Genomic DNA, 24,731 nt, shown 5'->3' with positions numbered 1-24,731 from the left:
ATGCCTACCTTAGCGCGCCTGGAGCGCTTTGCCGCGGGTTTCCGGCAGGCTCAGGGCCGCCAGGATCACCACACCGTAGGACACCGCGGCGAAGGCGCCAATCCCCAGGCCCAACGGCACTTTCTCGCCGAGCAGGCCGATCAGCAACGGGAACATGGCCGCGACCACCTTGCCGATGTTGTAGCAGAAGCCCTGCCCCGATCCGCGGATCCGGGTCGGGAACAGTTCGGTGAGAAACGAGCCCATGCCGCTGAAGATGCCCGAAGCAAAGAAGCCCAGGGGGAAGCCCAGCCACAGCATCACCCCGTCGCTGACCGGCATCTGCGTGTAGAGCAGGACGATGACGAACGAGCCCACGGCGAACAGGATGAAGTTCTTCCTGCGCCCCAGCAGGTCGCACAGGTAGGCGCTGACCACGTAGCCGATGTAGGAGCCGACGATGACCATCGCCAGGTAGCCGCCGGTGCCCAGCACGCTCAGGCCGCGCTCGTTCTTGAGGAAGGTCGGCAGCCACGAGGTGATGGCGTAGTAGCCGCCCAGGGCGCCGGTGGTCAGCAGCGAGGCGCGGATCGTGGTCCAGAGCATGCCGGGGGCGAAGATCTCGTAGAACTGCGCGGGCGCCTCGGCCTGCTCGACGGCCTTGGCCTGACGGTAGATCTCCGGGTCCTTGACCAGGCGCCGGACGAAGATCACGAAGATCGCCGGCAGCAGGCCCAGCAGGAAAAGCGCGCGCCAGGCCTGCTCGGCCGGCAGCCAGGAGAACAGCAGGGCATAGAGAATTGCCGTCAGGCCCCAGCCGATGGCCCAGCCCGATTGCACCATGCCCACCGCCTTGCCACGGTCCTGGGCACGGATCACCTCGCCGATCAGCACCGCGCCGGCGGTCCACTCGCCGCCGAAGCCGAAGCCCATCAGGGTGCGGGCAATCAGCAGTTGCTCGTAGCTCTGGGCGAAGCCGCAGAGGAAGGTGAAGAAGGCGAACCACAGCACCGTCAGCTGCAGGGTGCGCACCCGCCCGATGCGGTCGGACAGAATGCCGGCGATCCAGCCGCCCAGGGCCGAGGCGATCAAGGTGCTGGTGTGGATCAACCCGGCCTCGGCTGTGCTGATGCCCCACACCATGATGAGGGTGGGGATGACGAAACTCAGCATCTGGGTATCCATGCCGTCCAGGCCGTAGCCGATCTTGCAGCTCCAGAAGGTACGTCGTTGCTGGGAGTCGATGTCGCGGTACCAGGCGAAGGGGCCGCTCGAGGTTCGGGCGGGGGCCTGCTGCTGCACGCCGGTCGGGTTCATGGTTGCCTCGGCTTGTTGGTATTGTTCTATGGGCGACGTCGGGCGTCGCGGCCTGGGCTTCATGTTCAGAGGCCGCGCCGCCTGCGTCCAACGAGAAAAACCGCCGGTCTGGAACAAGAAAAACTGATCATGAACCTTCGTTTCCTCGAAACCTTCGTCTGGGTCGCCCGGCTCAGGAGCTTCCGCCTCACCGCCGAGAAGCTGTTCACCACCCAGGCCTCGGTGTCCAGCCGCATCGCCGCGCTGGAAGCCGACCTGGGCGTGAAACTGCTGCTGCGCGACTCCCGCGGGGTCAGCCTGACGCCCGAGGGCGCCAAGGTGCTGGAATACGCCGAGCGCATGCTCGACACCGCCAAGGCCATGAAGCAGTCGCTGGACAGCGACCGGGCCAAGACCGGACGCATCCGCCTGGGGGTGATGGACACGGTCATCCACACCTGGATGAGCGCGCTGGTGGCGGAGCTGGGCGAGCGCTACCCGCAGGTGGAGATCGAGCTGGTGGCCGATACCGCGCTGAACCTGCGCGAGCAGTTGCAGAAGGGCTTTCTCGACGTGATCCTGCAGACCGACCTGCTGCGCGAGCAGTCGATCCGCAGCCATGACCTGGCGCGCTACCCGATGGGCTGGATCGTCGCCGCCGGCTCCCCGCACCACCGCACCTACGCCTCGCTGGCGGAGCTGGCCCGCGAGCGCATCGTCACCTTCTCGAAGAACTCGCGCCCGCACCAGGAGGTGCTCGGCCTGCTGCAGGCCGCCGGGGCCGAGGCGCCGCGCCTGAACTGCGTGAACTCGGTGGCGGCCATCACCCGCCTGCTGCGCGACGGCTTCGGCATTGGCGCACTGCCGCCGGCATTGGTGGATGGCGAACTGAGCCGCGGCGAGCTGGTGTTGCTGGAAGGCTTGCAGCCACCGCCGAGCCTGGAGCTGGTGGTGGCCTGGCAGACCGGCGTGGCGCTGGTGGACGAGGTGGTGGGCGTGTGCCGGCAGGTGCTGGAGCGCTATGCGCGGGATGTGGGCGGACAGCGGATCGTGCTGGTCTGAGCAACGCTGCCGCAGGGCCGGAAAAACTAGCGCCAGCTTTCCTTCACCACCTTGCGCCGCCCGCCAAGAATCACCCAACCCATCACCAGCAACAGGCTCTCGACCACAAACGCCAGCACGAACCCGCTGCCGATCCCCCAGCCGATCGCCTCGGGCACCAGCAGGATCTGATAGCTGTAGCCCTTGAGCGTCTCCTCACGCAGCGCCGGCTCCGGCTGCACCAGCACATGCCAGGTGCGGCTCACCCACGAGCCTTGCAGGGCCTGCCATTCATGCTCGAGCAACTGGTTGCGGATCAGCAGGCTCTCGATGCTGTTGGCATCGCTGGTGAACACCGGATCGTCGCTGCCCCGGTAATGTCGCACCAGCGCCTGCAGGTCACCGTTGAAGAAGCGCTGCGCGGTCTGGCGGAAGCCGTCGAGCGCCTGGCGCGATTCGAGCAGGTGCGCCTCGACGCGCTGGCTGTAGTCCTTCACCAGCCCCGGCACCTGGAGACCGGCCAACAGGCCGAAGGTGAACAACAGCAAACGCAGGTAACTTCTGAACATGCAGTGTCCTTAACTCTGGCCGTGGGCAATGCACTCGCCATGCCGCCACAAGCCCCACTGACCCGGCTCGTAGCGGTTCCAGGTCTCATTCTCGGTCAGAGGCTCGGTGGCGATCACCGTGACCACGTCGTTGGGGGTGGTTTGCGTGTGGAAGTCGACGATCAGGTCGACATCCTTCAAACGCGCAGCGCCGAACGGTGCGCGGCGGGTGATGTGCACCAGTTTGGTCGAGCAGAAGCAGAACAGCCAGTCGCCGTCGCTGAGCAGGCAGTTGAACACGCCTTGGCCACGGTATCCGGCGCAGGCTTCGACCAACACCGGCAACAGTTGCTCGACCTCGACCGGTTCGGGGAAGGCTTCGCGCACGCGGTTGAGCAGGTCGCAGAAGGCCGCTTCGCTGTCGGTATCGCCGATCGGCCGGTAGAACGTGCACTGGCCGGTGAAATCGCCCAGCTGGCCGTTGTGCGCGAAGCACCAGTTGCGGCCCCACAGCTCACGCACGAACGGGTGGGTGTTGGACAGGCAGACCTTGCCGACGTTGGCCTGGCGGATATGGCCGATGACCACTTCGCTCTTGATCGGGTAACGCTGCACCAGGTTGGCCACTTCCGACTCGCTGCTCGCCGCCGGGTCCTGGAACAGGCGCAGGCCGCGCCCTTCGTAGAAACCGATGCCCCAGCCATCGCGGTGCGGGCCGGTGCGCCCGCCGCGTTGCATCAGGCCAGTGAAGCTGAAGACGATGTCGGTGGGGACGTTGGCGCTCATGCCCAGCAGTTCGCACATGTTGCGGCTCCTGGCTTAAAGACGGGGTTCGACGCGGCCCTGCCCGGGGCCGGAGCGGCGTACAGGGGCAGGCGGAGGATCGTCACGGTAGCGGTCTTGACGATTGGCGGCCAGGGACGCTTCGGCCACGACCTCCTGCTCTTCCTTGGCCTCACGCTGGGCGGCGGCCTCACGCTGGGCGCGGCGCTCGCGGGCACGCTTTTCCAGCGGCCAGCGAATCAGCACGAAGACGATGTACAGGGCAAAGGCGAGCATGCCGTACATGGCCAGGTCGGAAGCGGCGCGCCAGGCGTTGTTGCCGACCTTGAAGGCGACGTCCAGCGCGGTGATGGCGATGGCCGGGGCGAAGCTTTCCTTGACCGGGTCGACGATGGTCGGCGAGAACAGCAATACGGCGATGATCACCCGCAGCGGCTCGCGCAACCAGCGCCACATCCAGCCGGTCAGCTTGAAGCCCACCAGCAGGCAGCCCAGGGCGGCAACGGCGTAGAGGCCCCAGGCGAGGGTATAGTCGTGTTCGGTCATGGTGTGGGTGCAAGCCAGGCAAAGAGATGCCTATGATAAACACTTTTCCCGGCGCAGGCTGCCCCCCCGCCCCGCAAGGGACCTGCAGCGGCCCTTCGCGGGGCAAGCCCACCCCCACCTCCAGACCTCGATCAGGCGTGGGAGCGGGCTTGCCCGCGATGGGGTCCACAATCGATGAGATCACCCATGCCCCTACCCCTTCCCGCCCCGATCGCCCATCAAGCCGAAGGCCAAGACCCCTACGCCTGGCTGCAGCAGCGCGACACCCCCGAGGTCCTGGCCTACCTGGAAGCGGAAAACGCCTACCAGCAAGCCGTCCTCGCCGACCAGGCGCCGCTGCGTGAACAGCTGTTCGAAGAGATCAAGGGCCGCATCCTCGAGACCGACCTGTCGCTCCCCTCGCCCTGGGGCCCGTACCTGTACTACACCCGCACCACCGCGGGCGACGAATACCCGCGCCATTACCGCTGCCCGCGCCCGGCCGACGACAGCAACACCGTCGATGAAAGCCGCGAGGAGCTGCTGCTCGATCCCAACGCCCTGGCCAATGGCGGCTTTCTTTCCCTCGGCGCCTTCAGCGTCAGCCCCGACCACGGCCTGCTGGCCTACAGCCTGGACACCAGCGGCGACGAGATCTACACCCTGTACGTCAAGGACCTGACAAGCGGCGCGCTGACCACCCTGCCCTTCGACGACTGCGACGGCAGCATGACCTGGGCCAACGACAGCCGGACACTGTTCTTCGCCGAACTGGACGACACCCACCGCCCCTGGCGCCTGCGCCGCCACACCTTGGGTGAGACCGATGCCGCCACGGTGTTCGAGGAGCCCGACGGGCGCTTCTTCCTGCACTGCTACCGCGCCAGCTCCGAGCGCCAGCTGGTGCTGCTGCTCAACAGCAAGACCACCAGCGAGGCCTGGGTGCTCGATGCCGCCACGCCACAGGCTGATTTCACCTGCCTGGCGCCGCGGGTCGAAGGCCATGAATACTTCCCCGACCACGGCCAGCTCGACGGTCAGTGGCGCTGGTTCGTGCGCAGCAACCAGGACGGTATCAACTTCGCCCTGTATCACGCGCCGGCCGACAGCGTGCCGACCCGCGATCAGTGGCAGGTGCTGGTAGCGCACCGCGACGACGTCATGCTCGAAGGGCTCAGCCTCAATGCCACGGCGCTGTCCCTGAGCCTGCGCGAAGGCGGCCTGCCGATCATCGAAGTGCACCCGCAAGGCCTGCCGGCCTACCGCGTCGAGCTGCCGGACGCCGCCTACAGCCTCTACGTGCAGGACAGCCTGGAGTTCGCCAGCACGCGCATCCGCCTGCGCTACGAAGCCCTCAACCGCCCGGCCCAGGTGCGCCAGCTGGAGCTGGCCACGGGTGACCAGCAGGTGCTCAAGCAGACCCCGGTGCTCGGCGTGTTCGACGCCGACGACTACGTCAGCCAGCGCCTGTGGGCGGTGGCCAAGGATGGCACGCGGGTGCCGATCAGCCTGGTGCGCCGCCGCGTCGACGAGGGCAAGTGCGTGCCGCTCTACCTCTACGGCTACGGCGCCTACGGCGAGAGCCTCGACCCCTGGTTCTCCCACGCCCGCCTGAGCCTGCTGGAGCGCGGCGTGGCCTTCGCCATCGCCCATGTGCGCGGCGGCGGCGAGCTGGGCGAAGCCTGGTACCGGGCCGGCAAGCAGGAGCACAAGCACAACAGCTTCGACGACTTCATCGCCTGCGCCGAACACCTGATCGCCGAAGGCGTGACTACCCGCGAACGCCTGGCGATCAGCGGTGGAAGTGCCGGTGGCCTGCTGATGGGCGCGGTGCTCAACCTGCGCCCCGAGCTGTTCCGCTGTGCCATCGCCGAAGTGCCGTTCGTCGACGTGCTCAACACCATGCTCGACCCCGAGCTGCCGCTGACCGTCACCGAGTACGACGAATGGGGCAACCCCGAGGAGCCCGAGGTGTACGAACGGATCAAGGCCTACGCCCCCTACGAGAACGTCAAGGCGCAGGCCTACCCGGCGCTGCTGGTGGTCGCCGGCTACAACGACAGCCGCGTGCAGTACTGGGAGGCGGCCAAGTGGGTGGCGCGCCTGCGCACGCGCAAGACCGACGACAACCTGCTGCTGCTCAAGACCGAGATGGGCGCGGGCCACGGCGGCATGAGCGGGCGCTACCAGGGTCTGCGCGACGTGGCGCTGGAGTACGCGTTCGTCTTCAATGAGCTGGGCGTGGCGTAAAACGCGATTTTCGTTGTCATAGCGTCAAGCTGACGTGGGAGCGGGCTAGCCCCGCGATGCGGACAGGCCAGGCAGCGCCATCGCCTGGTCGAACCTGATCGCGGGGCAAGCCCGCTCCCACGATGCCTCACTACTTACCCAGCAGTTTGTGGCGCTTTCCAGACATTCGAAGAAGAACAACACATGCCCGACACCCAGCACCTGAACGCCGAGATCCGCGACATGCTCATGGACTGCGGCCTGTTCGACACCCTGCAGCCCGGGGACTTCCTCGCCGCCGCTGGCTACTTCAGCCTCACCGCCGTCGCCCAGGGCCAGACCCTGTTCAGCGAAGGCGACGCCGGCACCTTCATGTGCATCCTCCATCGTGGCGTGGTCTCGGTGCGCAAGACCGACGGCAACGGCGCCCAAGTGGAGATCGCCACCCTGCGCAAGGGCCGGGCCTTCGGCGAGATGGCCGTGCTCGACGGCGAACGCCGCTCGGCCACCTGCGTGGCCGCCAGCGACTGCCAGCTGCTGACCCTGGGCAAGGACGCGCTGGAAAAGATGCTCAACGAAGCGCCGCGCATCGCCGCACGGATCATCCGCGCCCTCGCCGTGGCCTTGTCAAAACGCTTGCGCATGCAGGATGGCCAGCGCCTGGCGCAGCAGGTCTAGCGACCCTTGTCAGGCGGTTTTGGTGGATCCTGAGTCAGCCCGGGCAACGGCTGGTCCTTGGGCGGCCCCGGCAGCGGCATCGGCGGCAACAGCGGCGCGCCCGGCCGGTTGGCGCCGGCCTTGGGCGGCGTGCTCGGGGTGATCTGCGGGTAAGGTGTCGGCGTCGCGGTGCCGGGCGCACCGGGGACCGTCGTGAGCGGCCGCTGCTGGCCCGCGGCGTCGGCCGTGGATACAGCGCCAAGCAACAGCGCGGCGAGGATCGCATGCAACATCGGCAGCCTCCTGTCAGAAACCTCCCTACAGGCTACGCCCAATGGCGCGATTTTGCCTGTCCGCCCGCCCCACAGGCGCGCTAGACTCAAAGGCATAACCGTCATTGCCCTGATCAGAAAAAAGGTAACACCATGAGCTCCACCTCCGACGCCACCGCCCGTCTCGACCGCATCCTCGCCGACGCCAAGCGCGACAAGGAAATGGGCTACCGCGACAAGGCGCTGAAGATGTACCCCCACGTCTGTGGCCGTTGCACCCGCGAGTTCTCCGGCAAGCGCCTGTCGGAACTGACCGTGCACCACCGCGACCACAACCACGACAACAACCCCCAGGACGGCTCCAACTGGGAGCTGCTGTGCCTGTACTGCCACGACAACGAGCACGCCCGCTACACCGACCAGCAGTATTTCAGCGAAGGTTCGCTGAGCACGCCGAAAGTCGCCGTGGCCACCCACAACCCGTTCGCCAACCTGGCCGCGCTGATGAAGAAGGACTGAACGTCGATTCGCGCCCCCGGCGTGCCGGCAAGCCCGTATAATCGCGCTCTTTTTTTGCGAAGGGCCCCGACACGTGGCGAACAAACGGTACAGCTGCATCGGCCTGTTCAACCCCAAATCCCCGGAAAACGTAGGCTCGGTGATGCGTGCCGCAGGCTGCTATGGCGTCAACTCGGTGTTCTACACCGGCAAGCGCTATGAGCGCGCCCGCGACTTCGTCACCGACACCAAGCGCGTGCACTACGACATCCCGCTGATCGGCATCGACGACCTGCAGCGCATCATTCCGCTGGGCTGCACCCCGGTGGCCGTGGAGCTGGTGGAAGGCGCACGGCCATTGCCTGAGTACACCCACCCGGACCGGGCGATCTACATCTTCGGACCTGAGGATGGCTCGTTGAGCGAAGACGTGCGGGGCTGGTGCGAAGAGACGATCTACATCCCGACAGAGGGCTGCATGAACCTGGCGGCGACGGTGAATGTGGTGCTGTACGACCGCATGGCCAAAGGCTTGAACACCCGCTCGGGGCCGAAGTTCAAGTAGCCCTCACGCTTTGCGCCTTCCACGTGCAAGCCTGGCGTCTACGCGGCGATATAAACGCTACCGTAGGCCGTTGCCGTTGCCGTTGCCGTTGCCGTTGTGCTTTTGCTTCTAAGCGCGCGATATGCCAGGCGACACAAATTGCGACTTCAGGAGGCCGAACGCAGGCCTTGCGGAGGGAGGTGACGGGCATGGATGCCCGTCAAGCGCTGGGGCCCAGGATGGGCCCTGCAGCGCGGTCCTCCCGGGAGCAAGGCCGGAGTGAGGGGACCCGGAGCGAAGCGCAGGGCCGGATGAATGGAGCGAGGATTTTTTGGTTCCTTTTTGATCCTTCAAAAAGGAACTCGCCGTAAGGGCGAAAAGGTGACTATGTGTCGACATCGCAAATGAATGCACTTACAACTATTAAAACCGACGCCGACTGCATTTAGCTTTGACTTTGACTTTGACTTTTAGAGCATGTGTTTTGAAAGTTATATGCGCATTCATTTGCGATGGTGACGCATAGTCACCTTTCCGCCCTTCCGGCGGGTCCCTTTTTGAAGGATCAAAAAGGAACCAAAAAATCCTCGCTCCATTCATCCGGCCCCTACGCTTCGCTCCGGGGTCCCCTCACTCCGGGCTTGCTCCCGGGAGGACCGCGCTGAACGCCCCATCCTGGGGCGCAGCGCTTGACGGGCATCCATGCCCGTCACCTCCCTCCGCAAGCCCTGCGTTCGGCCTCCTGAAGTCGCAATTTGTGTCGCCTGGAATATCGCGCGCTTAAAAGCAAAAGCAAAAGCAAAAGAACAACAGCAACAGCAACAGCAACAGCAACAGCAACAGCAACAGCAACAGCAACAGCAACAGCAACAGCAACAGCAACAGCAACAGCAACAGCAACAGCAACAGCAACAGCAACAGCAACATCGAGACTTAGAAATTCTCCACAGTCGTTCAGCCACGGCAGCCAAACCATGTCACGACTGATTAAATACGCTGATCAAAATTTTCATTACAACCAACATGCTCGCCAACGGCACCCACAGCCAAGTGTTATAAACCAACCTTGCTCAGGATAGCCTCGAAGTTGACCGGGACAACCACGCGGCAAATTACACTGAACGCTTGCACGCTGGTCAAAGTCTGCTGGATATCACCAACCTGAGGAGATCTGGCAATGCACGATACCCATTGGACAACGGACGCACCGAAACACAATGTCCACGGCCTGGAGCGCGTCAGCTCCCTGGCTGGGGGCGCGTTGATGATCAGCAAGGGACTGCGCCACGGTGGCCTGCTGGGGATGTTGCAGGTTGCCGTCGGCGGCTTGGCGCTGGCCCGTGGCGTGAGCGGGCATTGCTCGACCAAGGCGTGGTGGTTGCGCCATCGCGCCGAATACCTGCGCCTGCATCGCGACATAGAACGAGGCGCTGCCGAGCTCAAGGCGCTGAAGGCCAGCGCCGAGGCGGCGACCCGTACCGCGACGGTGACCGGCGGTTGAAAAGCATCGCGGGGCAAGCCCGCTCCCACGAGCCCACGTTCAAAATGATGTCCGGGGTCGTGGGAACGGGCTTGCCCCGCGATAGATCCTGCGCCTAGCGCAATACCTTGCTCTGCAGCACCTCGGACTGGCGCCCGAGCACGTTCTCGCTGATCTGCACGAACTCCTCGGTGCTTACGCTCGACAGGCGCATCAGCGCACGGGCGACGTCGTCCAGCGAGCGCTTGTCGTGGTGGTGCAGGCGGATCTCGCGATCCAGCGCCTGGAGCAGCAGCACGCCACGGGCCACCTGCGCGGCATCGGCCTTGGCGCCCTTGAGGTGGGTCACCTTGGCCGCCAGCTTGTGCTGACGGGCCTGCAGCGCCTCGTAGCGATCATCACTCATGCCGCCGGCGCGGCGCAGCAGCTCGGTGGCGTAATAGTCGGCCAGGCTCTCGCCCAGCCAATCGCTGCCGTCGCGATCATTGATCTGGGCGAACAGCTGCACCAGCTCGCGCAGCACCGGGCTGGCACCGTTCTCACTGACCAACGGGCGCGTGCTGTGCAGGTACAGCGAGTTGTTGCCAGCCAGCACGCCCCGCCACATCTCGTCACGGGCACCGACCAGCAACAGCTTCGGTGGGTTGCGCGGGAACACCGCCTGCAACTGCGGCCAGACGAAGGTCAACAGGGTCAACGTGTCCATGCGCCGCATGCCCTGGCCTTGCGGTGCGGCCACGGTCACCTCGGTGTCGCCCAGGCGCGCCCGACGGCTACCCAGGTTGCCGGCGAGCATCCAGCCGGTAGGCCGATCGAACAGCCGCGATACATCGTCGATGCGAAATTTCTGCCGGCCGATACGTGGCCAGGCGGTTTCGACACTTTTCCAGCCCGTCGGCAGGTCGAAGGTCAGCCGCGAGACCAGTTCGGTGCCATCCTGCTGGTCGAGGCGCGCCGGCGGCACCAGCTGGTCGCCACGAAACAGCGCCCAGTGCGGTGTGATACGCGCCTCATGGGCGCCGCCGCGGGGTTGCTGGTCGAGCAACACGCGGTAGCTGAGGCTGGTCTTGCCCGCCGCCGGGTGCCAGACGCCACGCCCGTTCAGCACCTGCCACTGGCCATCGGCGAGAAAGTCGCTGTAGGCACCAGACTTGCCCAGGTCGAAGTCCAGGCTGCGCACCGCGCTGCCGTCGGCCAGGGTCAGGCGCACCTCGGCCTGGCCGCTCTGCGGCAGCAGGCGCACCTGGTAATCGAGGTCGACTTTCTTCGCCAGGACCTGCGAACTGGCCAGCAGGCCGACAACCAACAACAACGGGCGACGCATAAAAAGCTCCTTGTTCCCCGGATACTCAACCTGCGCGGAAGATCAGATGGTCTTCCCAGTCGTCTTCATCCACGTCGTTTTCGCTGAGCATGCGCCCCGACCGGGAAATGCGCTGCTCGTGCACCTGCTGGCGATCACCGCTGACCAGGTGGTGCCAGGCCGGCAGGTCCTGCCCTTCGCTGACCAGGCGATAGCCGCAGGTGGGCGGCAGCCACTTGAACTGGTCGGCCTTGCCGGGGGTGAGCTGGATGCAGTCAGGGACGTGCTCGAAGCGATTGGGGTAGTCGCTGCACTGGCAGGTCTGCAGGTCCAGCAGCTTGCAGGCGATGCTCGTGTAATAGACGCTGTTGTCTTCCTCGTCCTCGAGTTTCTGCAGGCAACAAAGGCCGCAACCGTCGCAGAGCGACTCCCACTCCTTGTCATCGAGCTGGTCGAGGGTCTTGCGCCGCCAGAAGGGCGCGGTATCGGCGATCATCACACGGTTTCCTGCAGTCAACGTCAAGCCGCGGCGCGCGGCGGCGCCAGTCTAGAGGCAGTCCGGCGGCAACGCCAGACCGCTTGTCAGTGCTCACCGGACGCAGTAGCGTGCGGTATTTTCCCCCGCCCTTGCAGGAGCACCCATGAGCGCCACCCCACGTATCGCCGACTATGCCATCAACGAGCAGTTCATCAATCGCTGGTCGCCCCGCGCCTTCACCGCCGAGCCGATCAGCCAGGAAACCCTGCTGAGCTTCCTCGAGGCCGCGCGCTGGGCGCCGTCGGCCTACAACTCGCAGCCGTGGCGCTTCCTCTACGCCCGTCGCGACACGCCGAGCTGGGAGCGCTACCTGGGCATCCTCAACGAGTTCAACCGCAGCTGGGCGCAGCACGCTTCGGCGCTGGTGCTGGTCATCTCCAAGACCACCTTCGCAGCGCCTGGCTCCGATGAGGAGAAACCGGCACTGTGGCACACCTTCGATACCGGTTCAGCCTGGGGCCACCTGGCGCTGCAGGCGAGCATCAGCGGCTGGCACAGCCACGGCATGGCCGGTTTCGACCAGGACCTGGCGCGCAGCGAGCTGAAGATCCCCGAGGGTTACGCGCTGCATGCAATGGTGGCGATCGGCAAGCTGGGCGACAAGGCGACCCTGGCCGAAGGCCTGCAGGCCCGCGAAGTGCCGAGCCCGCGCCGACCGCTGAGCGAGCTGGCGGCCGAGGGTGAGTTCAGCCTGTAATTCTCTGTCGCCTGGGCCGGCCTCTTCGCGGGTAAACCCGCTCCCACAGGTGTGCCACTGATCTTGAGAACGGTGACATCCCTGTGGGAGCGGGTTTACCCGCGAAGAGGCCGGTACAGGCCGACTCAATAGCCGCGAGTGAAATCCACCTCGCCCCGCAGCTCCTGCTCCGCCGCATACGCCCGCGCATTCTCGACGAACAACCGCACCATCGCCGCCGGCGAGGTCGGCGCCGAGCTGTGCCCGGTCAGCAGCAGCCCCCAGGCGGTCCAGAACGGATGGCGCTGGGGCAACGGTTCCTGGCGGCAGACATCGATCACCGCGCCAGCCAGATGGCCCTGCTTGAGCGCCTCGACCAGATCGGCATCGACCACCGCCACGCCACGTCCGGCATTGATGAACAAGGCGCTGGGCCGGAAGCACTTGAACAGCGCCGCATCGTACAGGTCGTGGGTGGCCGGGGTATCGGGCAGCAGGTTGAGTACGTAGTCGGCCTCGCCGACCAGGCGCGGCAGCTGATCGAGACCCGCCACTTCGACAAAGGGCACCTGCTCGCGGGCGCTGCTGGCCACGCCTAGCAGGACGACGCCGAACGGCGCGAGGAACTCGGCCACCCGCTGGCCGATGTCGCCGGTACCGACGATCAACACCCGCCGTCCTTCCAGGGTCCGCCCCGGGCGGTCATCCCAGCGCCGCTCGACCTGGCTGACCAGACGCGACAGCACATCGCGCTCATGACCGAGCATGTAGGTCAGCATGTACTCGGCCATCACCTGGCCGAAGATGCCCACCGCCCGGGTCAGGCGGTAGTCGCGTGGCAGGCCGTCGGCCAGCAACGGGGTGATACCGGCCCAGGTCGACTGCATCCAGTGAGGCTTGTGGCCCTGGCGCAGCAGGCTGGCCAGCAGGTCCGGCTGGCCCAGCCACACCGGGCAGTCGGGGGCCAGGCGTGCCAGTTCGGCGGAGTCGCCGCTGGTCAGGACTTCCAGGTCCGGTGCCGCTTCGCCCAGCAGGCGAGCATAGTTGGCATGATCCTGTTCAGCGATCAGAACGCGCATGTGACACACAACCTTGGCAAACAACGGAAGCGGCCCGCCAGGCGGGCCGCAGGTAGAAAGGGAACCGCGCCTGGGTCAGGCCGGGTCGTTGCGACGCAGCAGCTCTTCGGGCAGGTGCTCGATGTAGTCGTCTTCCGGCGGTGGCATCTGCAGGTGGTAGCCCTGCTTGTCGAGGTTCTCCAGCACCTTGGCGATGTCCTCGCGGGCCAGTGTGCGCTCAGGCGTAAGCACCAGGTCGAAAGCATGCACCGGCTTGCCGAAGAATGGCAGCAGCGCCTCCGGCACACGCTCCAGGCCCTCGGCCTTGAGCACGTAGAGGTACATTTCGTTCTTGCGTGGGCTCTTGTAGATCGAGCAGATACGTTTCATCGGGAATCTCCGGCGCCCGCCAGGTCGTCCAGCAGGGCCTGGCCCATGCGTTCGCGACGCCAGCCGCGCAGCGAATCGGGCAGTTGATAGGGACCGTCGGGGTAGCCGCTCTTGAGCAGGGCTTCGAGGGCTTTCTTGCGCAGCATCAGTTCCGGGGCGATGCCCAGCCGCTCACCCTCGGCCTGGCCGATGGCGCGCAGGCGCTTGAGGATGCCGGCGGCTTCGATCGGCAGCGGCTCGGGCAGCGGCTCGGGCCATTGCTCCTGGGGCTGGCTGGCGGCACGCTTGATCAGCTGGATCAGCTGCTCACCGTCCTGGCGGATGGTGCGCGGGTGCATCTCGTCGATTTTCGCAAGTGCCGACGGGCTGTCGGGTTGGCTCCTGGCCATGGGCCACAGCGAGTGTTCCTTGAGGATGCGGTTGCGCGGCACGTCACGGCTGCGGGCCTCGCGCTCGCGCCAGGCGCACAGTTCGCGCAGCACGGCCAGTTGCTGGCGACCGAGTTTCCAGGCCAGCTTGACGTCGCGGTACAGGGTTTCGGGCTCGACTTCGCGGCGCAGCGCGGCGACCAGCTCGGCGCCGTCTTCCAGCACCCAGGCGTACTTGTCATCCGACAGGCGCGGGCGCAGGGCGTCGAACAGCTCGGCCAGGTGCACGGCATCCTCGGCGGCGTAGCTCACCTGCGTGTCGGACAGCGGGCGCTGCAGCCAGTCGGAGCGGGTCTCGCCCTTGGGCAGCTCGAGCCCCAGCACCTCTTGCACCAGGCGCGAATAGCCCATGGAGAAACCGATGTTCAGGTAGCCGGCGGCCAACTGGGTGTCGAACAGCGGCTGGGGCAGCTTGCCGGTCAGGCGCAGCAGCACTTCCAGGTCTTCGCTGCAGGCATGCAGCACCTTGACCACGCCGCTGTCCTCGAGCAGTCCGGCCAGCGGCTGCCAGTCGCGGATCAGCAGGGGGTCGATGAGGTAGGCGCACTGGCCGACGCCGATCTGGATCAGGCCGGCCTTGGGGTAGAAGGTATCGACCCGCATGAATTCGGTGTCGAGGGCCACGAAGGGCTGTTCGCGCCAGCTTCGGCAGTGTTCGGCCAGGGTCTGGTCGTCACGGATCCAGTGTATTTCGATGGCCACGAGGCTCTCCCACTAACATTGGCGCGCAGTATATACGGCGCGGCCCCTGGGGGTGAAACCTCGCGCCTTCCATGGTGCCGGGCGGTCGACCGCTCAGCGTTTGGCCGCCAGCCACGGCCGGCAGCTGGCGAACATGTCCAGCGATCGCTGGTAGACCTCGGTGCGTACCTGCAGCAGGCCGAGCATCGAGTGGAACAGGTTGTCCTGGGACAACGGCGCATCACGCAGCTTGCCCAGGCAATCGGTGTCCAGGCCGAAGTCCTGGCGGTAGCTGTCAGAGAACCAGGCCAGCAGCGGCACATGCTTCTGCTGGTCCGGCGCGATCATGTAGGGCGTGCCGTGCAGGAACAGGTTGTACTCGCCCAGCGACTCGCCGTGGTCTGAAAGATAGATCATCGCGGTGTCGACCTTGTCCTGCCGGCTGCGCAAGGTATCGATCAGGGTGGCCAGCACCTTGTCGGTGTAGGCCAGGGTGTTGTCGTAGCCGTTGACGATCTCCTGCTGGCTGCACTGGTTCAGGGCGTTGCTGCGGCACACCGGGGTGAAGGGTTCGGTGCCCGCAGGGTAGCGCTTGAAGTATTCGGGGCCATGGCTGCCCATCTGGTGCAGCACCAGCACGGTGTCCTGGTCGAGGTTGTCCAGCAACTCGGCCAGGCCCTGCAGCAGGATCTCGTCATGGCATTCGCCACTGGCGCACAGCGCCGGGTCCTTGAGGTTGCTCACATCGATGAACTGCACCCGGTCGCAGGTACCCTTGCAGCCGGACTGGTTGTCACGCCACTGCACCGTCAGGCCCGCGCGCTGGAGGATGTCGAGCAGGCCCTCGCGGTTCTTGGCCACGCGGGCGTCGTAGTCCTTGCGCGGCATGCCGGAGAACATGCAGGGCACCGACACGGCGGTCTCGGTGCCGCAGGAGTGGACATCGGTGAAACTCAGCAGGCCCTGCTCCTTGGCCAGCCGTGGCGTGGTGTCGCGGGCATAGCCGAGCAGGCCGAAGTTGTCCGCCCGGGCACTCTCGCCGACCACCAGCACGGTCAGCGACTTGCGCGCATGCTGCTGCCAGGCGCCATCGCGACGGGCATCTTCGCCATAGCGCTGGAACGGCCGGGTGGCGCTGCCCACTTGCTCGCTGACATAACCGATGGAAGCCCCGACGATATTGCTCGGCGTGAGCATCAGGCGCAGTTCATGGTGATTGCGAAACAGCGACGCCAACCCCTGGTAGTTGACCAGCGCCACCGAACCCAGGGCCGCGACGCAGGCCCCACTCACCACCAGCTTGCCCAGCAGTTCGCGGTGCCACGGGCGATAGGCGATCCTGGCCTTCCACACCAGCAGCGACGGCAGCACACCGAGCAGCAGGATATACAGGGCAAACTTCAGCGAGAGCAGATCACGCACTTCCGCGACATTGGTTTCAGCGACATTGCGGAACATGCCGGCATCAATAAGCACGCCATATTGATTCATGAAGTAAGCGACACTTGCGCCACTGAGGAACAACACGATCAATACCGGCTTCAGTACATAACGAAACGCTAGCAAGGTAAGTATGAGATTGAAGGCGAACAGCATCAGCACGGCGAACGCCAGGCTCAGCCACAGCCCCACCATGCCCGGCGGCACGATGGACTCCAGGTGTTGCCAAAGCAGGGTGTTGAAGCCGATCAACAAATACAGGCTGGCCAGCAGCGTGACCCATTCGGTCCGCAGGGATTTGAGTTTCAGCATGGCGTTCGCAACAAGAGTTCATCAGCGGCCAACGCGCCCGGGCGGGCAGGTTGGAAAGTTGGCCGAACTCTAGAAAGCCTAGCATCAATTTTTCGTGAAAAAGACGCCAACAATTAGTCTGTCGACGTCTTTCATCGGTTAAACAACTTTCATTCAGCTGCCATTCAGCCAGGCAGGCGAAGCTTGGCGTACGGCTCGCGATCGATGTCCAGGACCTCCACGCACAGCTGGATGTCCAGGCCAGGTTGGCCGGGGATCGCCTCGCGCAACACCTCGAGCAAGCTGTTGGACAGCTGCTGCTTCACTTGCGGCGTGCGCCCGCTGAGGATCGCCAGGCGCACATGGGCGAAGGCTCGCTCACCCGGCGCGGTACCGACCCGGTACTGGGCGAAGGCCTGGGCACGGCTCTTGATGTCCAGCTCTTCGGCGAACTGGCCGCTGCCGACCAGGGCGTGGTTCAGGCGCAGCAGCAGCACGTCGACGTTGAGCTCGCGCAGGTTGTCGCTGTATTCCAGGTTCAGGTGAGGCATGGCGCAGGTTCCGGTTACGCAGGGATGGGCGACAGCCTAACCCAGTCCCGCAATGCGGCAAAGGCGACTATCCTCTTGGTTCAGGCTCGCTTACCAACCCTGAGAGAGGTGAAGAAATGCCAGTTCCGCATGATTTGCTCGCAGACCTGCACGTGACCGCCGACCAGTTCCAGGCCCTCATCGACAAGAACCAGGACCTGCACAAGTTGCACAAGGAGTACAACGCCAAGGACAAGGAAGTGGTGACCGCCGAGGGCAACGCCACCAACGATGACACCGTCAACCTGCTGCGCAGGGAACGCCTGCTGCTCAAGGACAAGATCGAACGGATCGTCCATCCGCCCAAATCCTGATTCCCCTCACTGACGCCATCGCGGGGCAAGCCCGCGATAGCGTCGGCGGCCGTTACGCGGACGCCTTCAACGCCGCATCCAGGTCCTCGATCAGATCCCGGTAGTCCTCGATCCCGATCGACAACCGCACCAGGTTCTCGCTGATCCCCATCACGCCCTTCTGCTCCGGGCTCAGGGAGTTGTGCGACATGCTCCAGGAGTGGTTGATCATGCTCTCCACCCCGCCCAGCGAATCGGCCAGGACAAAGATCGACAGCGCCTCGACCAGGCGGTTGACCGCGGCCCGATCTCCCTTGATGCGCAACGCCACCACCGCACCGCCGGTGCGCATCTGGCGCTTGCTCAGTTCATGCTGCGGATGGCTTTCCAGCCCCGGGTAGTAGACCTGCTCGACCTGCGGATGCTGTTCGAGGAACTGCGCCACGCGCAGGGCGTTGGCGCTCTGGCGCTCCATGCGCACGTCGAGGGTCTTCAGCCCGCGCAGCGCCAGGTAGCAGTCGAACGGCCCCTGAATCGCGCCGACCGCCATGCTGATCTTGCGCAAGCGCCCCAGCAGGTCGTGATTGGCCGCCACCACCACGCCGCCGGTCAGGTCGGAGTGGCCGCCGATGTACTTGCTCGCCGAATGCATCACCAGGTCCACGCCGAGGGTGATCGGCTGCTGGTTCCAGGGCGAGCAGAAGGTGTTGTCGATGCAGGTCATCACCCCACGGGCGCGGGCCAGGTCGCAGACCGCCTTGATGTCCACCAGGTGCAGCAGCGGGTTGGTCGGCGACTCGATCCAGATCAGTTGCGTGTCCGGGCGGATCGCCGCAGCCACGGCCTCGACGTCGTTGAGGTCGACATAGGTGGTGGTCAGGCCCGAGGTGCGTCCACGGTAGTCTTCCAGCAGGCGGAAGGTGCCGCCGTAGACACCGTTCATCACCACCACATGGGCATCCTTGGACAGCAGCTCGAGCACCGTGGCGGTGGCACTGACGCCCGAGGCGCAGGCGACCGCGCCGACGCCCTCCTCCAGTGCGGCCACGCAGGTTTCATAGGCGTGCCGGGTCGGGTTGCTGACCCGGCTGTAGGCGTACTCAGGGTTGTCGTCCAGGCCGCGCTTGATGAACGAACTGGAAGTGACGATGGCCGGGAAGATGGCGTTGTCGGCGACGCTGGACTGCTCGCCGGCGTGGATGGTGCGGGTGGCGAAATTGCGCGGTTTGTCGGACATGGTCGGGTCCATTGACTGAGGATGGAAAACCGCCACTATCTCATATCCGCCGGGCCCAGGCGCCAACAGAACGTTGCTGTCGACGACGCGCCTGAAAGGGTTTCAACGTTCTCTGCATGCGGCTAATCTTGGAAAACTTTCCTCCACCCCGCCAGACGACACCATGGACAGTTTCGACCAGCACATCCTCACCCTGCTCCAGCGCGACGCGTCGCTATCCCTCAAGGACCTGGCCGAGGCGGTCAACCTGTCCACCACGCCGTGCTGGAAGCGGGTCAAGCGCCTGGAGGAGGAAGGCTACATCCGCGGCCGCGTGGCGCTGCTCGACCCCGAGCGCCTGGGCCTGGGCCTGACGGTGTTCGTCCAGCTCAAGACCCAGCGCCACGACAGCGCCTGGCTGGCGCAGTTCGCCGCCACGGTGACGGCATTCGAGGAGGTGATGGAGGTTTACCGCATGTCCGGCGACTGGGACTACATGCTGCGGGTGGTGGTGGGCGACATCGCCGCCTACGACCGCTTCTACAAGAAGCTGATTACCAGCACCGACGGGCTGTCGAACATCACCTCGAGCTTTGCGATGGAGCAGATGAAGTACACCACGGCGTATCCGGTGAGGCGCTAAGAACGGGCGTGGACGATGGCGTGGGAGCGGGCTTGCCCCGCGATGGCGTCGGCAGGTCCGCTTGAGTAGGCATGGACTGGGATATCGCGGGGCAAGCCCGCTCCCACGCTGGCACCAACATCAGTCGGTTGTGATTGTCGCCTCGATCCGGTTACCAGGTTTGGCCTTCTCCAGCTTGATCGCCACGAACTTCGAGGTCGGCGTGTAGGTCCCCTCGCCGTAGCTCTCCAGCGGCACCAGCGGGTTGGTCTCCGGATAGTAGGCCGCCGCCTGCCCTTGCGGCACGTCATAGGCCACCAGGCGGAACCCCGAGACCCGCCGCTCGCGGCCATCCTCCCAGAGCGACACCAGGTCCACCTGCTCGCCCGGCTCGAAGCCCAGTCGGCGGATGTCCGCCTCATTGACGAACACCACCTCGCGCAGGCCGAACACGCCACGGTAGCGGTCATCCAGCCCGTACAGCGTGGTGTTGTACTGGTCGTGGGAACGCAGGGTCTGCAGGATCAGGTCGGGCTTGTCGCCACGGGCCAGCACCTGGGCGTTGACCAGTTGCTCCGGCAGCGGGCTGGGGGTGAAACGCGCCTTGCCGGTGGCCGTGCGGAAGTTGCGCTCGGCGGCGTTGTTGCCCAGGTGGAAGCCACCGGGATGCTGCAAGCGCTCGTTGAACTCGCTGAAGCCCGGGATGACGTCGGCGATCATGCCGCGGATGCGGCCGTAGTCGGCAATCGCATAGTCCCAGTCGATCGGCTTGTTGCCCAGGGTGGCCTTGGCCATGCCGGCGACGATGGCCGGTTCCGAGCGCAGCAGCGGCGAGCGCGGCTTCAGCTGACCATGGGAGATGTGCACCATGCTGAAGGTGTCTTCCACGGTGACGCCCTGCGGCCCTTCGGCCTGGATGTCGATCTCGGTGCGGCCCAGGCACGGCAGGATCAACGCATCGCGCCCGGTGACCAAGTGCGAGCGGTTGAGCTTGGTGGAAATCTGCACGGTCAGTTCGCAGTTGCGCAGTGCCGCGTGGGTACGCGGGGTGTCCGGCGTCGCCTGGGCGAAGTTGCCGCCCAGGGCGACGAACACCTTGGCCCGCCCCTCTTCCATGGCCTGGATCGCCAGCACGGCGTTATGACCATGTTCGCGCGGCACCGTGAACTGGAAGCGTTTCTCGATGGCATCGAGCAGCGCGGCCTTGGGCTTCTCGTCGATGCCCATGGTGCGGTCGCCCTGCACGTTGCTGTGGCCGCGCACCGGCGACAGGCCGGCGCCGGGCTTGCCGACGTTGCCGCGCAGCAGCTGCAGGTTGACGATCTCCTGCACGGTCGGCACCGAATGGCGGTGCTGGGTCACGCCCATGGCCCAGCACATGATCACCCGCTCGGCCTTGCGGTACATGCGCGCTGCCAGCTCGATCTCGGCCTTGCTCAGGCCCGACTGCTCGACGATATGCTCCCAGGGCGTGGCGTCCACCACGGCCAGGTAGGCTTCGACGCCGCTGGTGTGCTCGGCGATGAAGGCATGGTCGAACACCGGCGGCTCATCATTGAGCTGCGCCTCGCGCTCCCACTGCAGGAGGAACTTGGCGATCCCGCGCATGGCCGCCATGTCGCCGCCCAGGGCCGGGCGGAAGTAGGCGGTGTTGGTCGGCTCGGAGCCGTTGCTGAGCATCTCGAACGGGTGCTGCGGGTGCTGGAAGCGCTCCAGGCCCCGCTCCTTGAGCGGGTTGAAGCAGACCACCTGGGCGCCGCGCTTGACCGCCTCGCGCAGCGGTTCGAGCATGCGCGGGTGGTTAGTGCCGGGGTTCTGGCCGATGACGAAGATCGCATCGGCCAGCTCCAGGTCATGGAACACCACGGTGCCCTTGCCCACGCCGAGGGTTTCGGCCATGCCGACGCCGCTGGCCTCGTGGCACATGTTCGAGCAGTCGGGGAAGTTGTTGGTGCCATAGGCACGCACGAACAACTGGTAGAGGAACGCCGCCTCGTTGCTGGCCCGGCCCGAGGTGTAGAACTCGGCCTGGTCCGGCGACACAAGGCCGTTTAGGTGCCGGGCGATCAGGGCGAACGCCTCGTCCCAGCTGGTTTCGACGTAATGATCGGTGGCCGCGTCGTAACGCATCGGGTGGGTGATGCGGCCCTGGTATTCGAGCCAGTAGTCGGTCTGCTCGAGCAGGGCGCTGACGCTGTAGCGGGCGAAGAACGCCGGATCCACCGAGCGGCCGGTGGCCTCCCAGTTGACCGCCTTGGCGCCGTTCTCGCAGAACTTGACCATGTCGCTTTCCGGCGACTCGCCCCAGGCACAGCCCGGGCAGTCGAAACCGCCGTTCTGGTTGGTCTTGAGCATGGCCCGCAGGTTCTTGAAGGCGTTCTCGCTGCCCAGCCAGCTCTTGGTCACGCTCTTGAGCGCGCCCCAGCCGGCGGCCGGCCCCTTGTAGTCCCTGATGTGTTCGTCCTGGCTCATGCTGCGCTTCTCCGCACGGTGTTTTTTCCAGCCTAAGAAGCGGCTCCCAGTGCGTCCAATCGAAATAAATGACAGCGTGATAAACCGTCTCGATCACCCGGTATAGCCCTTGTAATCCATGGCCTGCAGCCGTGATAGAGGAGACTGATCGAACAGTCGGGGAAAGCAATTTGACGTCACTGGGCGCAGGTTATAGCTTGAACCTTGTCTGCGGCCTTTCGCCGCCCCCAGCCACTGCACAGGTCGAGCGCGAACGTGGAAAAGAACCCCCAGGCCCTGATCGACGGTTTCAACCGCAAAGTCGATTACCTGCGGATGTCGGTCACCGACCGCTGCGATTTTCGCTGCGTCTATTGCATGGCCGAAGACATGCAGTTCCTGCCGCGCCAGCAGATTCTCAGCCTCGAGGAGCTGTACCTGGTCGCCGAGCGCTTCGTCGCCCTGGGCACCCGCAAGATCCGCCTGACCGGTGGCGAGCCCCTGGTGCGCCAGGGCATCGTCGGGCTGTGCGAGCGTATCGCCGCCCTGCCCGGCCTGCGCGAACTGTGCCTGACCAGCAATGGCTCGCAGCTCGGCCGCCTGGCCCAGCCGCTGTTCGATGCCGGCGTCTCGCGCCTGAACATCAGCCTCGACAGCCTCGACCCCGAGCGTTTTCGCGCCCTGACCCGTACCGGCGACCTCAAGCAGGTGATCGCGGGCATCGACGCCGCGCGCGCCGCAGGCTTTCGCCGTACCAAGCTCAACGCGGTGGTGCTCAAGGGCCGCAACGACCACGAAATCGTCGACCTGGTGCGCTTCGCCATCGACCGCGAGCTGGACATCTCCTTCATCGAAGAAATGCCCCTGGGCGTCATCAGCGAGCACGAGCGCGGCGAGTCCTTCTGCTCCAGCGATGACGTGCGCGCCCGCCTGGCCGAGCACTTCACCCTGGTCGAGTCGGCCGAATCCTCCCAGGGCCCGGCGCGCTACTGGCGCCTGGCCGAAGCGCCCGACACCCGGGTCGGCTTCATCTCGCCGCACAGCCACAACTTCTGCGCCACCTGCAACCGCGTGCGCCTGACCGTCGAAGGCCGCCTGCTGCTGTGCCTGGGCAACGAGCACTCGGTGGACCTCAAGCAGGTCCTGCGCCAGCACCCCGGCGACAGCGCCCGCCTGGAAAAGACCCTGCGCGACGCCATGCAGCTCAAGCCCTACCGCCACCACTTCGAAGTGGGCGGCGAGGTGCAGATCCTGCGCTTCATGAACATGACCGGCGGCTGATCGGCCGCCTCTGGAACCGTCTTGATCGTCCACTCACGCCCCGACATGCTGCGCGTGCTGTTCACCCTCAAGGGCTCGATCGTCCAGCGCATCGCCTTGCGCTGCCTGGCGGTGACCTTGCTGGCGGCGCTGATCGTGCTGATCGAGCGGCACTACCCGGCGCTGTTCTACCCGGTCAGCGCCACGCCCTTCACCCTGTTGGGGCTGTCGCTGTCGATCTTCATGAGCTTTCGCAACAACGCCTGCTACGACCGCTGGTGGGAGGGGCGCAAGGCCTGGGGGCGGATGATCATCGAGGTGCGCTCGTTCGTGCGCGAAAGCGTGGCGATCGAGGACCAGCAGTTGCGCGCGCAGATGCTGCGTGGCCTGTGCGGCTTCGCCCATGCCCTCAATGCCCGGCTGCGCAACGAAGACGAACTGCCCTTGGCACGCACCTGGCTGGCCGAGGGCGCGCCGATCACCGCGCACAACGTCTGCGATGGCATCCTGCGCGATATCGGTGCCCAATGCTCACGGTTGGCGAAGGACGGCGCGATCAGCGAATTCCGCTACACCCTCCTGGAGCAGCGCCTGGCCGGCCTGTCGGACGTGCAAGCCACCTGCGAGCGGATCAAGGGCACGCCGCTGCCGTTCCCCTACACCCTGCTGCTGCACCGCACCATCTACATCTTCTGCCTGCTGCTGCCGTTCGCCCTGGCAGAACCGCTGGGCTGGCTGGCACCGTTGTTCACCACCATCGTCAGCTACACGTTCTTTGGCCTGGATGCGATCGGCAACGAGCTGGAGGATCCGTTCGGCCGGGACGAGAACGATCTGCCGACCGATGCGCTGGTGCGCACCGTCGAGCGCGATGTCCTGGCGGCGTTGGGGCATGAGCCGCTGCCACCGGCGTTAGTGCCGGTGGATCATGTATTGAGCTGATGGCCTCATCGCGGGGCAAGCCCGCTCCCACGCCCAAAAGACACTGATCTCGCATTTGGCGTGGGAGCGGGCTTGCCCCGCGATGGGCCCCTTGAGGTCAACCGCGGCTTTCGCAGACCCCGATTGGTTTGAGGTGCGCGACAAAGTTGCAAGGCCGATGCCGCGCATCCAGCTGCTCGGCCAGGATGCCTTCCCAGGCCGTGCGGCAGGCGCCGGTCGAGCCCGGCAGGCAGCACACCAGGGTGCCGTTGGCCATGCCGGCCAGGGCCCGGCTCTGCACGGTCGAGGTGCCAATATCGAGGATCGACAGGGCGCGGAACAGCTCGCCAAACCCGTCGACGCGCTTGTCCAGCAGGCAGTCCACCGCCTCCGGCGTGCTGTCGCGCCCGGTGAAACCGGTGCCGCCGGTGATCAGCACCACCTGCACCTGCTCGTCGGCGATCCAGGTGGCGACCTGGGCGCGGATCTTGTACAGGTCGTCCTTGAGCAGCTCCCGCGCCACCAGGCGGTGGCCCACGCCGACGGCGCGGCTGGCCAGCAGCTCGCCAGAGGTGTCGGTGTCGTAGGTGCGGGTGTCGCTGACGGTCAGCACCGCAATGTTCAGCGGTACGAACACCGCGTCCGGTTTCACGCTCATGGCCTTTGCTCCAGGATTGGCTTCGCGGCCACGTTAGAGACAAGCCCCGGCAGCGTCCAATCG

27 protein-coding genes are annotated in these 24,731 nt (G+C 65.5%); 12 read left to right on the top strand and 15 right to left on the bottom strand.

Annotation, left to right across the window (positions count from 1 at the left end):
• Nucleotides 1-9: 9 nt before the first annotated feature.
• Nucleotides 10-1,296, bottom strand: a complete 1,287-nt coding sequence (locus K2O50_RS06745; RefSeq protein ID WP_050706835.1) for an MFS transporter — start codon at nt 1,294-1,296, stop codon at nt 10-12.
• Nucleotides 1,297-1,425: 129 nt separating this feature from the next.
• On the opposite strand from K2O50_RS06745, the gene K2O50_RS06740 reads away from it, so the two are divergent.
• Nucleotides 1,426-2,337 (top strand): LysR family transcriptional regulator, encoded by a 912-nt coding sequence (locus tag K2O50_RS06740; RefSeq protein ID WP_050706836.1) that lies wholly within the window; start codon nt 1,426-1,428, stop codon nt 2,335-2,337.
• A gap of 26 nt (nt 2,338-2,363) precedes the next feature.
• Here K2O50_RS06740 and K2O50_RS06735 read toward each other — a convergent pair whose 3' ends face one another.
• From K2O50_RS06735 to K2O50_RS06725, 3 genes are read right to left on the bottom strand one after another with little or no spacing between them, the layout of a single operon-like run.
• Entirely contained in the window at nt 2,364-2,885 is a 522-nt protein-coding gene (locus K2O50_RS06735; RefSeq protein ID WP_050706837.1) for a DUF2937 family protein, read from the bottom strand.
• A 9-nt stretch (nt 2,886-2,894) separates the two neighbouring features.
• The gene (locus K2O50_RS06730) at nt 2,895-3,668 is read right to left on the bottom strand and encodes a class II glutamine amidotransferase (protein WP_050706838.1); all 774 of its coding nucleotides are present in this window, start codon (nt 3,666-3,668) and stop codon (nt 2,895-2,897) included.
• A gap of 15 nt (nt 3,669-3,683) precedes the next feature.
• Nucleotides 3,684-4,193, bottom strand: coding sequence for a hypothetical protein (locus K2O50_RS06725; RefSeq protein ID WP_050706839.1), 510 nt, complete (start codon nt 4,191-4,193; stop codon nt 3,684-3,686).
• 186 nt (nt 4,194-4,379) lie between these two features.
• Between K2O50_RS06725 and K2O50_RS06720 the strand changes: the two genes are divergently transcribed.
• The gene (locus K2O50_RS06720; RefSeq protein WP_050704323.1) at nt 4,380-6,422 is read left to right on the top strand and encodes a S9 family peptidase; all 2,043 of its coding nucleotides are present in this window, start codon (nt 4,380-4,382) and stop codon (nt 6,420-6,422) included.
• A gap of 183 nt (nt 6,423-6,605) precedes the next feature.
• Nucleotides 6,606-7,079, top strand: coding sequence for a cyclic nucleotide-binding domain-containing protein (locus K2O50_RS06715; protein ID WP_050704322.1), 474 nt, complete (start codon nt 6,606-6,608; stop codon nt 7,077-7,079).
• On the opposite strand, the gene K2O50_RS06710 is transcribed toward K2O50_RS06715, so the two are convergent.
• Complete coding sequence (locus K2O50_RS06710; RefSeq protein ID WP_050704321.1) at nt 7,076-7,351, bottom strand: hypothetical protein; 276 nt, start codon at nt 7,349-7,351, stop codon at nt 7,076-7,078. The genes K2O50_RS06715 and K2O50_RS06710 overlap by 4 nt on opposite strands.
• Nucleotides 7,352-7,483: 132 nt before the next feature.
• Here K2O50_RS06710 and K2O50_RS06705 point away from each other — a divergent pair, with 132 nt between their 5' ends.
• The 4 genes from K2O50_RS06705 (at nt 7,484) to K2O50_RS06690 (ending at nt 9,873) form a co-directional block, all read left to right on the top strand.
• Nucleotides 7,484-7,849, top strand: coding sequence for a YajD family HNH nuclease (locus tag K2O50_RS06705; RefSeq protein WP_050704320.1), 366 nt, complete (start codon nt 7,484-7,486; stop codon nt 7,847-7,849).
• A gap of 73 nt (nt 7,850-7,922) precedes the next feature.
• Nucleotides 7,923-8,393 (top strand): RNA methyltransferase, encoded by a 471-nt coding sequence (locus tag K2O50_RS06700; RefSeq protein WP_016711941.1) that lies wholly within the window; start codon nt 7,923-7,925, stop codon nt 8,391-8,393.
• A gap of 681 nt (nt 8,394-9,074) precedes the next feature.
• Entirely contained in the window at nt 9,075-9,359 is a 285-nt protein-coding gene (locus K2O50_RS06695) for a hypothetical protein (RefSeq protein ID WP_220689980.1), read from the top strand.
• A 190-nt stretch (nt 9,360-9,549) separates the two neighbouring features.
• Nucleotides 9,550-9,873 carry a YgaP-like transmembrane domain gene (locus tag K2O50_RS06690; RefSeq protein ID WP_050704319.1) on the top strand — a complete coding sequence of 108 codons (324 nt, stop codon included), beginning with the start codon at nt 9,550-9,552 and terminating at the stop codon, nt 9,871-9,873.
• A gap of 94 nt (nt 9,874-9,967) precedes the next feature.
• Here K2O50_RS06690 and K2O50_RS06685 read toward each other — a convergent pair whose 3' ends face one another.
• A complete protein-coding gene (locus tag K2O50_RS06685; RefSeq protein ID WP_050704318.1) occupies nt 9,968-11,176 on the bottom strand; it encodes a hypothetical protein in 1,209 nt (402 codons plus the stop codon).
• Nucleotides 11,177-11,201: 25 nt separating this feature from the next.
• A complete protein-coding gene (locus K2O50_RS06680) occupies nt 11,202-11,651 on the bottom strand; it encodes a YcgN family cysteine cluster protein (protein WP_050704317.1) in 450 nt (149 codons plus the stop codon).
• Nucleotides 11,652-11,796: 145 nt separating this feature from the next.
• On the opposite strand from K2O50_RS06680, the gene K2O50_RS06675 reads away from it, so the two are divergent.
• Complete coding sequence (locus tag K2O50_RS06675; RefSeq protein WP_050704316.1) at nt 11,797-12,390, top strand: nitroreductase family protein; 594 nt, start codon at nt 11,797-11,799, stop codon at nt 12,388-12,390.
• Between the two features lie 125 nt (nt 12,391-12,515).
• On the opposite strand, the gene K2O50_RS06670 is transcribed toward K2O50_RS06675, so the two are convergent.
• The 5 genes from K2O50_RS06670 to K2O50_RS06650 all read right to left on the bottom strand — a co-directional run bounded on the left by K2O50_RS06670 (nt 12,516) and on the right by K2O50_RS06650 (nt 17,208).
• Nucleotides 12,516-13,448 (bottom strand): D-2-hydroxyacid dehydrogenase, encoded by a 933-nt coding sequence (locus tag K2O50_RS06670; protein ID WP_050704315.1) that lies wholly within the window; start codon nt 13,446-13,448, stop codon nt 12,516-12,518.
• A 75-nt stretch (nt 13,449-13,523) separates the two neighbouring features.
• Nucleotides 13,524-13,817, bottom strand: a complete 294-nt coding sequence (locus K2O50_RS06665) for a YcgL domain-containing protein (protein ID WP_028693022.1) — start codon at nt 13,815-13,817, stop codon at nt 13,524-13,526.
• The gene (gene rnd / locus K2O50_RS06660) at nt 13,814-14,947 is read right to left on the bottom strand and encodes a ribonuclease D (protein WP_050704314.1); all 1,134 of its coding nucleotides are present in this window, start codon (nt 14,945-14,947) and stop codon (nt 13,814-13,816) included. Before rnd ends, K2O50_RS06665 begins: the two co-directional genes overlap by 4 nt.
• 93 nt (nt 14,948-15,040) lie before the next feature.
• Entirely contained in the window at nt 15,041-16,678 is a 1,638-nt protein-coding gene (locus K2O50_RS06655) for a phosphoethanolamine transferase (RefSeq protein ID WP_050704313.1), read from the bottom strand.
• Nucleotides 16,679-16,842: 164 nt separating this feature from the next.
• A complete protein-coding gene (locus tag K2O50_RS06650; protein WP_050704312.1) occupies nt 16,843-17,208 on the bottom strand; it encodes a 5-carboxymethyl-2-hydroxymuconate Delta-isomerase in 366 nt (121 codons plus the stop codon).
• A 116-nt stretch (nt 17,209-17,324) separates the two neighbouring features.
• Here K2O50_RS06650 and K2O50_RS06645 point away from each other — a divergent pair, with 116 nt between their 5' ends.
• Nucleotides 17,325-17,561, top strand: coding sequence for a DUF465 domain-containing protein (locus tag K2O50_RS06645; RefSeq protein WP_050704311.1), 237 nt, complete (start codon nt 17,325-17,327; stop codon nt 17,559-17,561).
• 52 nt (nt 17,562-17,613) lie between these two features.
• Here the strand turns inward: K2O50_RS06645 and K2O50_RS06640 are convergent, their stop codons facing one another.
• Nucleotides 17,614-18,789, bottom strand: coding sequence for a PLP-dependent aspartate aminotransferase family protein (locus tag K2O50_RS06640; protein ID WP_050704310.1), 1,176 nt, complete (start codon nt 18,787-18,789; stop codon nt 17,614-17,616).
• Between the two features lie 151 nt (nt 18,790-18,940).
• Between K2O50_RS06640 and K2O50_RS06635 the strand changes: the two genes are divergently transcribed.
• Complete coding sequence (locus K2O50_RS06635; protein WP_050704309.1) at nt 18,941-19,399, top strand: Lrp/AsnC family transcriptional regulator; 459 nt, start codon at nt 18,941-18,943, stop codon at nt 19,397-19,399.
• A 120-nt stretch (nt 19,400-19,519) separates the two neighbouring features.
• Here the strand turns inward: K2O50_RS06635 and K2O50_RS06630 are convergent, their stop codons facing one another.
• Complete coding sequence (locus K2O50_RS06630; protein ID WP_050704308.1) at nt 19,520-21,850, bottom strand: FdhF/YdeP family oxidoreductase; 2,331 nt, start codon at nt 21,848-21,850, stop codon at nt 19,520-19,522.
• A 255-nt stretch (nt 21,851-22,105) separates the two neighbouring features.
• On the opposite strand from K2O50_RS06630, the gene moaA reads away from it, so the two are divergent.
• Together moaA and K2O50_RS06620 are read left to right on the top strand one after the other, a co-directional pair.
• Entirely contained in the window at nt 22,106-23,110 is a 1,005-nt protein-coding gene (moaA, locus tag K2O50_RS06625) for a GTP 3',8-cyclase MoaA (protein WP_050704307.1), read from the top strand.
• Between the two features lie 45 nt (nt 23,111-23,155).
• Nucleotides 23,156-24,031, top strand: a complete 876-nt coding sequence (locus K2O50_RS06620) for a bestrophin family protein (protein WP_177330827.1) — start codon at nt 23,156-23,158, stop codon at nt 24,029-24,031.
• A 97-nt stretch (nt 24,032-24,128) separates the two neighbouring features.
• Here K2O50_RS06620 and moaB read toward each other — a convergent pair whose 3' ends face one another.
• Complete coding sequence (gene moaB / locus K2O50_RS06615) at nt 24,129-24,668, bottom strand: molybdenum cofactor biosynthesis protein B (RefSeq protein WP_050704305.1); 540 nt, start codon at nt 24,666-24,668, stop codon at nt 24,129-24,131.
• Nucleotides 24,669-24,731 lie beyond the last annotated feature (63 nt).

This window comes from Pseudomonas sp. 2hn (assembly GCF_019646095.1).
GTDB lineage: Bacteria > Pseudomonadota > Gammaproteobacteria > Pseudomonadales > Pseudomonadaceae > Aquipseudomonas > Aquipseudomonas peradeniyensis.
This window is presented reverse-complemented; position numbering and strand designations above follow the sequence as displayed.

What these genes read in the sequence shown, in the direction of transcription:
- K2O50_RS06745 (WP_050706835.1), bottom strand. Translation starts at nt 1,296, where the DNA reads ATGAACCCGACCGGCGTGCAGCAGCAGGCCCCCGCCCGAACCTCGAGC.
- K2O50_RS06740 (WP_050706836.1), top strand. Translation starts at nt 1,426, where the DNA reads ATGAACCTTCGTTTCCTCGAAACCTTCGTCTGGGTCGCCCGGCTCAGG.
- K2O50_RS06735 (WP_050706837.1), bottom strand. Translation starts at nt 2,885, where the DNA reads ATGTTCAGAAGTTACCTGCGTTTGCTGTTGTTCACCTTCGGCCTGTTG.
- K2O50_RS06730 (WP_050706838.1), bottom strand. Translation starts at nt 3,668, where the DNA reads ATGTGCGAACTGCTGGGCATGAGCGCCAACGTCCCCACCGACATCGTC.
- K2O50_RS06725 (WP_050706839.1), bottom strand. Translation starts at nt 4,193, where the DNA reads ATGACCGAACACGACTATACCCTCGCCTGGGGCCTCTACGCCGTTGCC.
- K2O50_RS06720 (WP_050704323.1), top strand. Translation starts at nt 4,380, where the DNA reads ATGCCCCTACCCCTTCCCGCCCCGATCGCCCATCAAGCCGAAGGCCAA.
- K2O50_RS06715 (WP_050704322.1), top strand. Translation starts at nt 6,606, where the DNA reads ATGCCCGACACCCAGCACCTGAACGCCGAGATCCGCGACATGCTCATG.
- K2O50_RS06710 (WP_050704321.1), bottom strand. Translation starts at nt 7,351, where the DNA reads ATGTTGCATGCGATCCTCGCCGCGCTGTTGCTTGGCGCTGTATCCACG.
- K2O50_RS06705 (WP_050704320.1), top strand. Translation starts at nt 7,484, where the DNA reads ATGAGCTCCACCTCCGACGCCACCGCCCGTCTCGACCGCATCCTCGCC.
- K2O50_RS06695 (WP_220689980.1), top strand. Translation starts at nt 9,075, where the DNA reads ATGCCCGTCACCTCCCTCCGCAAGCCCTGCGTTCGGCCTCCTGAAGTC.
- K2O50_RS06690 (WP_050704319.1), top strand. Translation starts at nt 9,550, where the DNA reads ATGCACGATACCCATTGGACAACGGACGCACCGAAACACAATGTCCAC.
- K2O50_RS06685 (WP_050704318.1), bottom strand. Translation starts at nt 11,176, where the DNA reads ATGCGTCGCCCGTTGTTGTTGGTTGTCGGCCTGCTGGCCAGTTCGCAG.
- K2O50_RS06680 (WP_050704317.1), bottom strand. Translation starts at nt 11,651, where the DNA reads ATGATCGCCGATACCGCGCCCTTCTGGCGGCGCAAGACCCTCGACCAG.
- K2O50_RS06675 (WP_050704316.1), top strand. Translation starts at nt 11,797, where the DNA reads ATGAGCGCCACCCCACGTATCGCCGACTATGCCATCAACGAGCAGTTC.
- K2O50_RS06670 (WP_050704315.1), bottom strand. Translation starts at nt 13,448, where the DNA reads ATGCGCGTTCTGATCGCTGAACAGGATCATGCCAACTATGCTCGCCTG.
- K2O50_RS06665 (WP_028693022.1), bottom strand. Translation starts at nt 13,817, where the DNA reads ATGAAACGTATCTGCTCGATCTACAAGAGCCCACGCAAGAACGAAATG.
- K2O50_RS06655 (WP_050704313.1), bottom strand. Translation starts at nt 16,678, where the DNA reads ATGCTGAAACTCAAATCCCTGCGGACCGAATGGGTCACGCTGCTGGCC.
- K2O50_RS06650 (WP_050704312.1), bottom strand. Translation starts at nt 17,208, where the DNA reads ATGCCTCACCTGAACCTGGAATACAGCGACAACCTGCGCGAGCTCAAC.
- K2O50_RS06645 (WP_050704311.1), top strand. Translation starts at nt 17,325, where the DNA reads ATGCCAGTTCCGCATGATTTGCTCGCAGACCTGCACGTGACCGCCGAC.
- K2O50_RS06640 (WP_050704310.1), bottom strand. Translation starts at nt 18,789, where the DNA reads ATGGACCCGACCATGTCCGACAAACCGCGCAATTTCGCCACCCGCACC.
- K2O50_RS06635 (WP_050704309.1), top strand. Translation starts at nt 18,941, where the DNA reads ATGGACAGTTTCGACCAGCACATCCTCACCCTGCTCCAGCGCGACGCG.
- K2O50_RS06630 (WP_050704308.1), bottom strand. Translation starts at nt 21,850, where the DNA reads ATGAGCCAGGACGAACACATCAGGGACTACAAGGGGCCGGCCGCCGGC.
- K2O50_RS06620 (WP_177330827.1), top strand. Translation starts at nt 23,156, where the DNA reads ATGCTGCGCGTGCTGTTCACCCTCAAGGGCTCGATCGTCCAGCGCATC.
- moaB (WP_050704305.1), bottom strand. Translation starts at nt 24,668, where the DNA reads ATGAGCGTGAAACCGGACGCGGTGTTCGTACCGCTGAACATTGCGGTG.